The sequence below is a fragment of the Actinokineospora guangxiensis genome, assembly GCF_042657845.1.
Lineage (GTDB): Bacteria > Actinomycetota > Actinomycetes > Mycobacteriales > Pseudonocardiaceae > Actinokineospora > Actinokineospora guangxiensis.
In genome coordinates, this window is sequence record NZ_JBHSKF010000002.1 from 152,647 (window position 1) to 165,579 (window position 12,933).

Sequence of the window (12,933 nt, forward strand, 5' to 3'; positions counted from 1 at the left end):
CGCCGCGCACGTCCTCGGGACAGCCCCTACGGCAGGGTGTCGAGGTGCGCGGCCACCGTGTTGGCGAACGCGTACCCGTTGGTGGCGTCCCAGTTGATCGACCACGTCATCGCCCCGCGCAGGGACGGGTAGGTGGTCGACGGGCGGAAGGTGCCGCAGTTGGTGCCCTTGGTGAGGCAGTCCAGCGCCCGCGTGACGTTGGCCGGGGACTGGTAGCCGCCGCCCGCCGCCCGGGTGGTGGCGGGCAGGCCGAGGCCGACCTGGTCGGGGCGCAGGCCGTTCTGCAGCTGGATGCACGCGAGCGCGGTCAGGAAGTCGACCGAGCCCTGGGCGTAGACCTTCTGGTCGCAGCCCAGCATGGTGCCGGAGTTGTAGTACTGGAGGTTGACGATCGTCAGGATGTCCTTGACCGCCAGCGCGAGCTGGAAGTAGCCGCCCTGCGTGGACTGCATGTCGATCGTCTGCGGGGCCATCGTGATGATCTTGCCGCCGCCCGCGTGGATCGACCGCAGCGCCTGCGCCATGTAGGTGGCGTTGATGCCGTTCTCCAGGTCGATGTCCACGCCGTCGAAGCCGTACTCGTTGATCAGGGCGATGACGGAGTTGGCGAACGCCGTCGCGGCGGGGCCGTCGCCGACCCAGATCGTGCCGAGTTCGCCGCCGACGGAGATGATCACCTTCTGGCCGCGCGACTGGGCGGTGCGGACGTCGGCCTTGAACTGGGCGTCGGTGTAGCCGCCCAGGCCCGCGGACAGGCGCGGGTCGAGGTTGAACTCGACCGCGCCGCGGGTGCTCGGCACGGCGTCGGCGAAGGAGACGGCGATGATGTCGTAGGTGGTCGGCACGTCGGCGAGCCTGAGCAAGCGCGAGCCGTTGTCGAAGTTGTGCCAGTAGCCGGTGAGGACGTGCTTGGGCAGGTCCGTCGGGTTCGGGGGACGCGTCGTGGTGGTGGTCGTGGGGGGAGTAGTAGTGGGGGTCGTGGTCGTGGGGTTGCCGGGGGTCGTGGTGGTCGGCGGGGTGCCGGGGCCGTCGAGGCTGATGTCGTCGGCGAGGTAGGCGGGCTGGCCGTACCAGCCGTGCACGTAGATCGTCACCGAGCGGGTGGACGCGCCCGCGGTGAAGGAGGTCGACAGCTGGGTCCAGGCCGTCGAGGCGGTCCAGGTGCTGGCGTCGGCGGTGCCGGTCCCGGTCGCGCCGAGGTAGGTGTAGGCGCCCTTCACCCACGCGGAGAGGGTGTAGCGCTGGCCGGGCTGGACCGTGACCGTCTGGGAGCACCGGGCGTTGTCCTGCCCGGCCGGGGTCGCGGACACCGCGTAGGTGCCGGAGCGCTTGTCGGAGGTGGTCGCCGAGGCGGAGCCGGTGCAGGTCCAGCCGGAGGTGTTGCCCGCCTCGAATCCGGGGTTGACCACGAGGTTGGCGGCGGCGGCCGGACCGGTGGCGCTCAGGGCCAGCCCGGCGCTCACCGCGACGGCGGCGAGCCCCGCGGCGAGGGCGCGCTTGGCTTGGGACTTCATGGCTTGCCTCCCGAGGGCATGCAGGGTGACCCCAAAATGGACTAGACCATTCCGGATGTCAACCCCTGCCACGGCTCCCCGCGCCGCCGCGCGCGCATATAGCTTGACCAGCGAGGCAACGCCCCGTGACCACTACCGGCCCGCGCGCTCCCGACTGGACCACAGCACAGCGAGCGCGACCACGAGGAGTGCCCCGCACGCCGGGATCTGCACCGGCTCGGGCACCACGTAGCGCACCGCGAACCAGCTCCTCGACCCCTCCAGCGCCGCCGAGATCCCTCCCCCGATCGCCTGGACGCACAGGATGATGCCGATCGCTTCCCTCACGCCGTGACCCCTCCCGGTCGAAGTTTGTCCACAGAGGACCAAAGACGAACCACAGGCCGGAGATGACCCCCAGCCGCGGCAGGCTGTCGATCAGCACTTGGGTCCGCTCCGGCGTGCCGACCACGTAGGACAGCAGCAGCACGACCGCGGCGGTGATCCCGCACGCGGCGAGGCACTTGCCCCACTCGCCCCACTCGTGCGCGCGCCGCTCGGGGCCGCGCTTGGGCAGCTTGCGCGGCGGCGGACCGCCCGCGAAGCGGTGCGCGACGCGGACGTCGGCCCAGCGGATGACGCTGTGGCCGAACACGACGCTGAAGCCCAGGTAGAACGCGGCCAGCGCGTGCGGGATGCCTGCCTCCCCGCCGCCGCGCAGGTCGATCACCGTCGCGACGAGCAGCACGACGTCGACGACCGGCGTGGCGATGAGCAGCGCCATGCCCACCCGCCGCCACCGCAGCACGTACCGGGCGAACAGGCCCGCCGCCGCGACGACCCAGAAGGCCACCTCGCACGCGGCGATCAGCGCCACCATGGGGTTCTCGGAAATCCATTCCACGCTGCCCAGCCTGCTGCTGTGAGGGCAGCCGGCGCGTCCGGCGACCTGGCTACTTCGGCCTAATCCCTTCGGTGGACCTCCGCCGAAAGAATGACGCCGCGACCTGCGCCGCTGTGTTGGGATGAACCCGTGGAACAGACAACCCGACCATGGCAGACGCCGGCGTGGCACGCCGTCGTCACCTTCGGCTTCGGCAGCCTGCTGTTCTCCGTGGACTTCCCGCTCGTCGTCGTCAACGCGTTCTTCACCGCTCCCGACGCGGTGCGCCTGCTGGTGCTCGGCGCCATCTGCGCCTTGCAGCTCCTGCGTGAACGCGCCCCCGTGGCCGCGCTGCTCGCGGCCCAGCCGCTGGTGGCCCTCGACGCCGCGATGGGCCTGAGCCTGCCCGCGCTGCTGGCCGCGGGCGACCTGGTCTACGCGTCGGTCCTGTATGGGTCGCGGCGGGCCAGCCGGGTGCTGCTGTACGGGGCGTTCGGCTTCGTCGCGGTCGCCGCCGCCATCGGGCTGACCATCGGCAAGGACATGCGCGAGTCCACGCTGTTCTTCCTCGCCACCGCCCCGCTGCCACTGCTGCCGGTGTGGTGGGCCACCAACGTCCGCCGCCAGCGCGAAGCCGCCGACGCCGAACGCGCCCGCGCCGACCAGCTCTCCCACATCGCCGACCTGGAACGCGCCCGCGCCGACAGCCAAGCCCGCATCGCCGAGCTGGACCGCGACGCCGCCGTCCACGCAGCCCGCGCCGCCATGGCCCGCGACCTGCACGACGTCATCGCAGGCCACATCTCCGCCGTCGCCATCCAGTCCGAAGCCCTGCTCTCCCGCACCCCCGGCGACCCCGAAACCACCCGCACCGTCCTCACCTCGGTCCGAGAGAACAGCGTCGCCGCCCTCACCGAGATGCGCGCCATGATCGGCTTCCTCCGCTCCCCCACCCCCGACGCCCGAACCGCCCCCGCCCGCCTCCGCGACCTGGAAACCCTCGTCGTCTCCGCCCGCGCCGCCGGCCTGGACGTCCACACCACCACCGACCTGCCCACCCCCCTCCCCGCCGCCGTCGACCTCTCGGCCTACCGAATCGTCCAGGAAGCCCTGACCAACGCCATCAAGCACGGCGGCAACCACGCCGAAGTGACCGTCCGCCAAACAGGCCCGCACCTACTGGTCCAAGTAGTCAACGACATCCCCTCCCCCTCTTCCCCTTCCTTCTCGCCCTCCCGCACCCCCTCTCCTTCGCCGTCCCTCCCGACCTCCCCCACCCCTTCCGTCGGCCCCACCCCTCCCCGCACCGGCACCGGCCTCCTCACCATGACCGAACGCGCCACCGCCATAGGCGGCCACCTAGCCGCAGGCCCGCACTCCGGCCGCTGGCACGTCCGAGCCGACCTCCCCCTCACCGAGCCATGACCCACCCCGCCGCACCTATCCGCTCGCCACACCCGTGCCCTGGCCAGATTCCTGCCACACCGCCACACCGCCACACCGCGATCCGGCCACCCAGCCGTCCCGACGTCAAGCAAACCCAGCGCCCAGCCTCTGACGACAGCCTTCAGTCGCGGCGGGCCCCAACCAGGCCCCGCACCGGCACGACCGCACACAGCAGCGCCTCCGCGCACCGACTCACTGGAGCACGCATGACCATCCGCGTCCTCGTCGCCGATGACCACGCCGCGATTCGTGCCGGGCTGTGTCTCATCCTCGACGGCGCCGACGGCATCGAGGTCGTCGCCGAGGCGGGCGATGGCGCGGCGGCGGTGCGCAAGGCCCGGGCGCTGCGGCCCGATCTGGTGCTGATGGACGTGCGCATGCCCGAGGTCGACGGCATCGAGGCGACCAAGCAGCTCACGGCCGACGGCACGTGCCCGGTGCTGGTGCTGACCACCTTCGACATGGACGAGTACGTCTACGGCGCCCTGCGCGCGGGTGCGGCGGGCTTCCTGCTCAAGTCGGTGGACTCGGCGCGGCTGATCGAGTCGGTGCGGCTGGTCGCCGCGGGCGACGGGGTCATCGAGCCGAGTGTCACCCGGCGGTTGATCAGCGCGTTCGCTGAGTCGACGCCGGCGCGGGCCGAGCCGCCGCCGGGGTTGGCGCAGCTCACCGAGCGCGAGCGCGATGTGCTCGGCTGTCTGGGTGAAGGGCTGTCCAACCAGCAGATCGGGCGCAGGCTCGGCATCGGCGAGGCGACCGTCAAGACGCACGTCTCCCGCGTGCTGGCCAAGCTCGACCTGCGCTCCCGGGTACAGGCGGCGGTGCTGGCCCAGGAAGTCGGGCTCGGCTAGCCGCGCTCGGGGTCCTTCTCCACCCGGCGCACGTCCGCGCCCAGCCGCTGCATGTTCTCCACGAAGCGGGGATAACCCCGGTCGATGTGGAAGACGTCCCACACCTCGGTGACCCCGTCCGCGCACAGACCGGCGAGCACAAGTCCCACGCCCGCGCGGATGTCCGAGGCCCACACCGGCGCACTGGACAGCTCGGGCACACCCCGGACGACGGCGTGGTGGCCGTCGGTGCGCGCGTCGGCCCCGAGGCGCACCATCTCCTCCACGAAGCGGAACCGTGCCTCGAACAGGTTCTCCGTGATCATCGACGTGCCATCGGAGACGGCGCTGAGGGCGATGGCGAAGGGCTGCAGGTCGGTCGCGAAGCCCGGGTAGGGCAGGGTCACGAAGTCGACCGACACCGGCCGCTCGTGCTGCACGACGCGGAAGCCGTCGTCCAGCAGGGTGACCTCGGCGCCCGCGGTGCGCAGCTTCTCCAGGACCAGGTCCAGGTGGTGCGGGTCGACGCCGTTGACGGTGATGTCGCCGCGGGTCATCACCGCGGCGAAGGCCCAGGTGGCGCCGACGATGCGGTCGCCGACGACGCGGTGGGTGGTCGGGCGCAGGGACTCGACGCCGTGCACGGTCAGGGTGGAGGTGCCCGCGCCCTCGATCTGCGCGCCCATCTGCCGCAGCATCAGGCAGAGGTCGACGATCTCCGGCTCGCGGGCGGCGTTGTCGATGACGGTGGTGCCGTCGGCAAGGACGGCGGCCATGAGGATGTTCTCGGTGGCGCCGACGCTCGGGAAGTCCAGCCAGATCTGCGCGCCGTGCAGGCCCTCGGCCTCGGCGACGACGCAGCCGTGCTCGATCTCGGTGCGGGCGCCGAGCTGGCGCAGGCCGTTCTGGTGCATGTCCAGCGGCCGCGAGCCGATCGCGTCGCCGCCGGGAAGGGCGACGACAGCGCGCTTGCAGCGGCCGACCAGCGGGCCCAGCACGCACACGCTGGCCCGCAGCTTGCCCATCGACGCGGAGTCGGCGCGGTGGTTCAGCTCGGCCGGGGTGGTGATGACGGCGGTGTCGCCCTCGACGTCGACGGTGCAGCCGAGGCTGCGCAGCACGTCGGCCATCAGCGGGACGTCCAGGATCTCCGGGCAGTTGGTGATGGTCGTGGTGCCCTCGGCGAGCAGGGCCGCCGCCATCAGCTTCAACACGCTGTTCTTGGCGCCCACCACATCGACGGACCCGACGAGCCGGGCACCGCCGTGGACCTGGAAATGCTCTGTCACGCCGTGCATCATGCTTGACCGCTCAAGGTGCGATGCCGGCGGGGGTTCGCCTAGGGTCAGGACGCCCAGGGCAGGCGGCGGCCGGGGGGCGCGCTCTCCAGCCAGGAGAGGAAGCCGGTGAGGGCGTCGGGGCCCATCGCGATCTCGTACTCGGTGTCGCCCGCCGTCACCAGCAGCACGCGCGCGCCCTGCGGGACGAGGGGGATCTCGGCGCGCTTGGGGTCGCGCCGGGTGGCGATCTCCAGGGTGTCGCGGTGGATCACCATGTTGGGCCCGGTGCGCAGGCTGAAGGCGCGGAACCAGGCGAACTCGTCGCCCCGGTAGCGGCCCACGCCGAGATGCCAGCCCTTGCCGGAGTCGTCCACGCGGTCGCGGATGGAGACGTGGACGCCGCCCCGGCGCAGCAGCCGCACGCGGCGCAGGACGAGCAGGAGCAGGACGAGCAGGACGGCGGCCAGGGCGATGACCACCACGTCGCTGATGTCCACCCGGCCGCTCCCCCCGCTCGTCAGCGTCTCATCAGGCTGCGGAGTCCGCGGCGCGGAGTCGGGCGGCTGCCCGGGCGCGCTCGTCGGCGTCCTCGGCCTGCAGATCGCGCCGCGCGGCGGCGACGTCGATCTCGCCGGAGAGTTCGGCGGACTCGGCCAGGATGCTGACGTTGTTCGCGTTGACAGACAGGAAGCCGCCGTGCACCGCGGCGGTGATGACCTCGCCGTCGGTGGTGGTGATCTTGACAATGCCGTCGACCAGGGCGCCCAGCACCGGCTCGTGCCCGGCCATCAGGCCGATCTCGCCTTCGGTGGTCTGGGCGACGACGAACGTGGCGCTGCCCGACCACAGGCGTCGTTCCACGGCGACCAGCTGGACGGACATCTCAGCCACGCGTCTCTCCTTCGGCTCGCGGTTGTCCCGGAGTCTAGTCGGCCCGGCGACAAGCTCCCGAGCCCACCCGGGTGTCACTCACCACGATGAACGATGCCGCCGACCGGTGGTGCGGAGCATCGGCCCGGAGCGCGATTCCACCGCCGTCGCCGTGCGCCGATCGCCCCCCTTCCCGCCCACCGCGTTCCGGCTCCGCTGCGGCGATCGGGACCCAGCCGACGATCTGCCGCACGTCAGCCTGGAGCACGTCCACCTGGGCAGACATCGCACCACAGGCGACTGCGTGGCCCTGTGCGCGCCCCGGAGGACACCTCGGCGGCCAGCCGCTGACGCGGGCCGGGCAGGCGGGTGGCGGAGTCCCCATCGGCGGAGCGCGACCACGCGGCACTGGACGGTCAAGCCTCCGACGAGGTGGTCGCCGTGCGTGACGAGATCGCGCGGACGACGCCGCCGCGCACGGGCGGCGATCGTCCGGCGCCGCATCGACAACTGTGGAGTGACGCTCACCACAGTCCCGCCGTGAGCGCGCCCGCTCCGGTGACCGAGCCCGACGGCGACCGCCGCTCGCCGCCCGACCGGGAGACGCCGAGGAGCCGGTGTCCACTGGACACCGGCTCCTCGTGACTGCGGGAAGACTACTTCTTCTTGCCCGTCAGCTGCTGGTACTTGCGCTCCAGGTCGTCCAGGCCACCGATGGAGAGGAAGGCCTGCTCGGGAACGTGGTCGTAGTCGCCCTTGGCGACCTTGTCGAAGGCCTCGATGGTGTCGGAGACCTTGACGAAGGAGCCCTCCTCGCCGGTGAACTTCTGCGCGACGAAGAAGTTCTGCGACAGGAAGCGCTCGATGCGCCGCGCCCGGTTGACCGTCACCTTGTCCTCTTCGGACAGCTCGTCCATGCCGAGGATCGCGATGATGTCCTGCAGCTCCTTGTACTTCTGCAGGATGCGCTTGACCTCCTGGGCCACCCGGTAGTGCTCGTCGCCGACGATAGCCGGGTCGAGGATGCGGGAGGACGAGGTCAGCGGGTCGACCGCCGGGTAGATGCCCTTCTGGGAGATCGGACGGGAAAGCTCCGTCGTCGCGTCCAGGTGGGCGAAAGTGGTCGCCGGGGCCGGGTCGGTGTAGTCGTCCGCGGGGACGTAGATCGCCTGCATCGAGGTGATCGAGCGGCCTCGGGTCGAGGTGATGCGCTCCTGCAGCTCGCCCATCTCGTCAGCCAGGGTCGGCTGGTAGCCGACGGCCGAGGGCATGCGGCCCAGCAGGGTCGACACCTCGGAACCGGCCTGGGTGAAGCGGAAGATGTTGTCGATGAACAGCAGCACGTCCTGGTTCTGCACATCGCGGAAGTACTCCGCCATGGTCAGCGCGGACAGCGCGACCCGCATACGCGTGCCCGGGGGCTCGTCCATCTGGCCGAACACCAGCGCGGTGTCCGGGAGAACGCCCATCTCCTCCATCTCCAGGAAGAGGTCGGTGCCCTCACGGGTGCGCTCGCCGACCCCGGCGAAGACGGACGTACCACCGAAGTTGCGGGCGATACGGGTGATCATCTCCTGGATGAGCACCGTCTTGCCGACGCCCGCGCCGCCGAACAGGCCGATCTTGCCGCCCTCGACGTACGGGGTGAGCAGGTCCAGGACCTTGACGCCGGTCTCCAGCATCTTGGTCTTGCCCTCGAGCTGGTCGAAGGCCGGGGGCTTGCGGTGGATGGCCCAGCGCTCGGCGTCCGCGGCGTGGCCGGGCTTGTCCAGGCAGTCGCCGAGGGCGTTGAACACGTGGCCCTTGACCGCGTCGCCGACGGGCACCGAGATGGCCTCGCCGGTGTCGTGCACCGGGGTGCCGCGCACGAGGCCGTCCTGCGGCTGCATGCAGATGGTGCGGACCAGGTTGTCACCCAGGTGCTGGGCGACCTCCAGGGTCAGCGTCTTGCGCAGCGCCTCGAAGGTGACCTCGGCCTTGAGGGCGTTGAAGAGGTCCGGCACGGAGTCGCGCGGGAACTCGACGTCGACGACCGGACCGATGACCCGGACGACGCGCCCGACGGCGTTCTTGGTTTCCTGAATGGCAGTCATGGCTTAGTCATCACTTCCTGCGGCTGCGGCGAGAGCCTCCACACCGCCGACGATCTCGCTGATCTCCTGGGTGATCTGCGCCTGGCGAACCTGGTTGGCCACGCGGGTGAAGCTGCGCACCAGCTCGTCGGCGTTGTCCGTCGCCGCCTTCATCGCCGTGCGCCGAGCCGCGGACTCCGACGCCGCTGACTCCAGCAGGGCGGCGTAGATGCGGGTGTTGATGTACTTCGGCAGCAGGTCTTCCAGCAGCCGCTCCGGGCCCGGCTCGAACGAGTACGCCGACTTCAGCTCCTTGCTCGCCGAGGCCGCCTCCTCCTCGGTCGAGTACTCCAGGACCATCGGCGCGATCCGCTTGGCCTGCGGCTTCTGCGTCAGCATCGAGACGAACTCGGTGTAGACGATGTGCAGCTCGTCGACACCGAGCACACCGTCGGCGCCCGGGTTGTCACCGTCATCGTCGGCGCCCGAGAGAAACGCCTTGACCACGGTCTCGCCCGTCGCCGCCGCGTCGGCGTAGGCGGGCTTCTCGGAGAAGCCCGTCCACGACTCGGCGACCTTGCGCTGCCGGAACTTGTAGAAGTTCAGGCCCTTGCGCCCGATCACGTAGACCACCGGGGTCTTGCCCTGCTCGCGCAGCAGCGACTGCAGCTCCTCGGCGGCGCGCAGCACGTTGGCGTTGTAGCCGCCGCACAGGCCGCGGTCACTGGTGACCACGATGACGCCCGCCCGCTTGGGCTGCTCGCGCTCGGTCAGCAGTGGCGTGTCCACATTGGCCACACCGCCCGCGAGCGCGCTGAGCACGTTGGTGATCTCGTCGGAGTACGGCTTGGACTGCGCGACCCTCGCCTGCGCCTTGCTGATCCGCGAGGTGGCGATCAGCTCCTGCGCCTTGAAGATCTTCTTGAACGACTGCGCGGACTTGATCCGCGCGCGGATCTCACGGAGTTGGGCCATAGCGCGTCACTTCTTCGGCGCGGTCTTGGCGACCTTGACGGTCTCCTGGCCGACCGCGCCCGCGTCCATGGCCTCGGCCTCTTCCTCGTTCACCACGACCGAGGAGCCGTCGCCCGCGCGGAAGCCCTTCTTGAACTCCTCGATGGCCGACACCAGACGCTCGGTGTTGTCGTCGCTGAGCTTGCCGGTGGTGCGGATCTCCTCGAGGATGCCCGCGTTGCGGTGCCGCAGGTTCTCCAGCACCTCGGTCTCGAAGCGGCGCACGTCGGCGACCGGGACCGAGTCCAGGTAGCCCTTGGTGCCGATGAAGATCGACACGACCTGCTCCTCGACGGCCATCGGCTGGTACTGGCCCTGCTTGAGCAGCTCCATCATCCGGGTGCCGCGGGCGAGCTGGGCCTTGGAGGTGGCGTCCAGGTCCGAGGCGAAGGCGGCGAACGCCTCCAGCTCGCGGTACTGGGCCAGCTCCAGGCGCAGCGTGCCGGAGATGCTCTTCATCGCCTTGGTCTGCGCGGCGCCACCGACTCGGGAGACGGAGGTGCCGACGTTGACCGCCGGGCGCTGACCGGCGTTGAACAGGTCCGACTCCAGGAAGCACTGGCCGTCGGTGATGGAGATGACGTTCGTCGGGATGTAGGCCGAGATGTCGTTGGCCTTCGTCTCGATGATCGGCAGACCGGTCATCGAGCCCGCGCCCTCGGAGTCGGAGAGCTTCGCGCAACGCTCCAGCAGGCGCGAGTGCAAGTAGAAGACGTCGCCGGGGTAGGCCTCACGGCCCGGCGGGCGGCGCAGCAGCAGCGAGATCGCGCGGTAGGCCTCGGCCTGCTTGGTCAGGTCGTCGAAGATGATCAGGACGTGCTTGCCCTGGTACATCCAGTGCTGGCCGATGGCGGAGCCGGTGTAGGGCGCCAGCCACTTGAAGCCCGCGGAGTCCGACGCGGGGGCGGCGACGATGGTGGTGTACTCCAGCGCGCCCGCCTCCTCCAGCGCGGCCTTGACGCCGGCGATGGTGGAGCCCTTCTGGCCGACCGCGACGTAGATGCAGCGGACCTGCTGCTTCGGGTCGCCGGTGGCCCACGCCTTCTTCTGGTTGATGATCGTGTCGACGCAGACCGCGGTCTTGCCGGTCTTGCGGTCGCCGATGATCAGCTGGCGCTGGCCGCGGCCGATCGGGGTCATCGAGTCGATGGCCTTGATGCCGGTCTGCATCGGCTCGCCGACGGGCTGGCGCTGCACCACGGTGGGCGCCTGCAGCTCCAGGGCGCGCAGGCCCTCGGACTCGATGTCGCCGAGGCCGTCGATGGGGGTGCCCAGCGGGTCCACCACGCGGCCGAGGAAGCCGTCGCCGACCGGGACCGAGAGGACCCGGCCGGTGCGCTTGACCTCCTGGCCCTCCTCGATCTTGTCGTAGTCACCGAGGATGGCGGCGCCGATCACGCGCGCGTCGAGGTTCAGCGCGACGCCGAGCACGCCACCGGGGAACTCCAGCAGCTCGTTGGCCATGGCCGAGGGCAGGCCCTCCACGTGGGCGATGCCGTCGCCGGTGTCGGCCACGGAGCCGACCTCTTCCCGGTTGACATCCGGGGAGTAGCTGGAGACGTAGTTTTCGATCGCATTGCGGATCTCGTCCGACGAGATCGTCAGCTCCGCCATTGGGGATTCCTGCTCTCGCTTCGTATCTTCAGTGGAAAGGTCTTAGGCGGCGAAACGGCGCCGCAGTGCGTCGAGCCTGCCCGCGACGCTGCCGTCGATGACCTCGTCGCCGACGCGGATGACGATGCCGCCGCGCAGGTCGGGGTCGATCTCCAGGTGCAGCGCGATGGGCCGGGCGTAGATCCGCTGAAGCGACACCGACAGCTGCTCCTGCTGGGCCGCGGTGAGCGGCGCCGCGGAGATGACGTGCGCGACCGAGCGCTCGCGGCGCTTGGCCGCCTCGGCCGCCAGCGCCTCGAGGCCCGGCACGACGCCGCGCCCGCGCGGCTGGCCGACCAGGTTCTCGACCAGCGCCACCGTGGTGGGGTCGGTCTTGGCCTGGATCAGGCCCCGGACCAGCTCCAGCTTCCCCGCCTTGTCCGCGGTGCGGTCGGCGAGCACCTGCTCCAGCCGGTTCTGGTCGGCGATGATGCGGCCGAGCCGGAACAGCTCGTCCTCCACCGAGTCCAGCCTGCCCGCGCGCTCGGCGCGCACCAGCAGGGCCGTGGTGCCCAGCGACTCCAGACCGTCGACCAGCTCCCGCGGGCTCGACCAGCGGGCGGTGACCGCCGCCGCGACGACCTCCAGCGCGCCCGCGCCGATCTTGCCGCCGAGCAGGTCGCGGACCAGCCGCTCCCGGCTCGCGGGCTCGGTGGAGTGGTCGGCCAGCGCGCGACGCAGGCCGATCTCGGAGTCCAGCAGTCCGACGACCGCGAACAGCTGCTCGCCGAGGTCGTCGGTCGCGGCGCCCTCAAGGGTGTCGAGCAGCTTCAGCTCGACGGCGGCCAGGGCTTCCCGGCTCGCAGCGTGCAGTGCCATCCCGAAATGCCCCTCTTACTTCGTCGCGGGAGCGGAGACGGAGTCCAACTCGGACAGGAAGCGGTCGACGGTGCCCCGGCGACGCGCCTCGTCCTCAAGGGACTCGCCGACGATCCGGCTGGCCAGCTCCACTGCCTGGCGACCGAGGTCGGCCCGCAGCTCGGCGACGATCTGCGCGCGCTGCGCCGACAGCCTGGCCTCACCCTGCGCGACGATCCGCGCGGCCTCTTCCTGCGCCTGGACCCGCAGCTCTTCCTTGATCTGCTCGGCCTCGGCGCGGGCGTCGTCGCGGATGCGCGCGGACTCGGCACGGGCCTCGGCCAGCTGCGCCTGGTACTGCTCCAGGGCCGCGGCGGCCTCCGCCTGGGCCTCCTCCGCCTTGCGGATGCCGCCCTCGATCTTCTCGGTCCGCTCGGCGTAGAGCTTCTCGAAGCGCGGCGCCACGAACTTGGAGATGACGAACAGCAGCAGGCCGAACGCGACCAGCCCGAGGATGATCTCGGACAGGTGGGGCAGAACCGGGTTCAGCTCCGGCGGCTCGGATTCCTGCGCGAAGATCAGCGCTGACGTCAG

12 protein-coding genes are annotated in these 12,933 nt (G+C 70.8%); 2 read left to right on the top strand and 10 right to left on the bottom strand.

Translation table 11 applies throughout. The annotated features are described in order from the left end of the window. Positions 1-26: 26 nt before the first annotated feature. Together ACFPM7_RS04540 and ACFPM7_RS04545 are read right to left on the bottom strand one after the other, a co-directional pair. Positions 27-1,514, bottom strand: a complete 1,488-nt coding sequence (locus ACFPM7_RS04540; protein WP_378244128.1) for a chitinase — start codon at positions 1,512-1,514, stop codon at positions 27-29. 58 nt (positions 1,515-1,572) lie between these two features. Next, a complete protein-coding gene (locus ACFPM7_RS04545; protein WP_378244130.1) occupies positions 1,573-2,397 on the bottom strand; it encodes a hypothetical protein in 825 nt (274 codons plus the stop codon). 129 nt (positions 2,398-2,526) lie between these two features. Here ACFPM7_RS04545 and ACFPM7_RS04550 point away from each other — a divergent pair, with 129 nt between their 5' ends. Next, on the top strand, positions 2,527-3,801 hold the full coding sequence (locus tag ACFPM7_RS04550) for a sensor histidine kinase (RefSeq protein ID WP_378244132.1): 1,275 nt from the start codon (positions 2,527-2,529) through the stop codon (positions 3,799-3,801). 227 nt (positions 3,802-4,028) lie between these two features. Continuing rightward, the gene (locus ACFPM7_RS04555; RefSeq protein ID WP_378244134.1) at positions 4,029-4,673 is read left to right on the top strand and encodes a response regulator; all 645 of its coding nucleotides are present in this window, start codon (positions 4,029-4,031) and stop codon (positions 4,671-4,673) included. Here the strand turns inward: ACFPM7_RS04555 and murA are convergent. From murA to ACFPM7_RS04595, 8 genes are all read right to left on the bottom strand, one after another. Further along, positions 4,670-5,941, bottom strand: a complete 1,272-nt coding sequence (gene murA, locus ACFPM7_RS04560) for a UDP-N-acetylglucosamine 1-carboxyvinyltransferase (RefSeq protein WP_378244136.1) — start codon at positions 5,939-5,941, stop codon at positions 4,670-4,672. The two genes, ACFPM7_RS04555 and murA, sit on opposite strands and share 4 nt — an antisense overlap. 56 nt (positions 5,942-5,997) lie before the next feature. Next, a complete protein-coding gene (locus tag ACFPM7_RS04565) occupies positions 5,998-6,429 on the bottom strand; it encodes a DUF2550 domain-containing protein (protein ID WP_378244138.1) in 432 nt (143 codons plus the stop codon). 31 nt (positions 6,430-6,460) lie between these two features. Next, positions 6,461-6,823 (bottom strand): F0F1 ATP synthase subunit epsilon, encoded by a 363-nt coding sequence (locus tag ACFPM7_RS04570; protein WP_378244140.1) that lies wholly within the window; start codon positions 6,821-6,823, stop codon positions 6,461-6,463. 635 nt (positions 6,824-7,458) lie between these two features. After that, positions 7,459-8,895 (bottom strand): F0F1 ATP synthase subunit beta, encoded by a 1,437-nt coding sequence (atpD, locus tag ACFPM7_RS04575; RefSeq protein WP_378244142.1) that lies wholly within the window; start codon positions 8,893-8,895, stop codon positions 7,459-7,461. Positions 8,896-8,898: 3 nt separating this feature from the next. After that, positions 8,899-9,849, bottom strand: coding sequence for a F0F1 ATP synthase subunit gamma (locus tag ACFPM7_RS04580; protein WP_378244144.1), 951 nt, complete (start codon positions 9,847-9,849; stop codon positions 8,899-8,901). Positions 9,850-9,855: 6 nt separating this feature from the next. Continuing rightward, entirely contained in the window at positions 9,856-11,502 is a 1,647-nt protein-coding gene (gene atpA, locus ACFPM7_RS04585) for a F0F1 ATP synthase subunit alpha (protein WP_378244146.1), read from the bottom strand. 42 nt (positions 11,503-11,544) lie between these two features. Beyond that, complete coding sequence (locus ACFPM7_RS04590; protein ID WP_378244148.1) at positions 11,545-12,360, bottom strand: F0F1 ATP synthase subunit delta; 816 nt, start codon at positions 12,358-12,360, stop codon at positions 11,545-11,547. Positions 12,361-12,375: 15 nt separating this feature from the next. Further along, positions 12,376-12,921 (bottom strand): F0F1 ATP synthase subunit B, encoded by a 546-nt coding sequence (locus ACFPM7_RS04595; RefSeq protein WP_378245003.1) that lies wholly within the window; start codon positions 12,919-12,921, stop codon positions 12,376-12,378. Between the last annotated feature and the right edge of the window lie 12 nt (positions 12,922-12,933).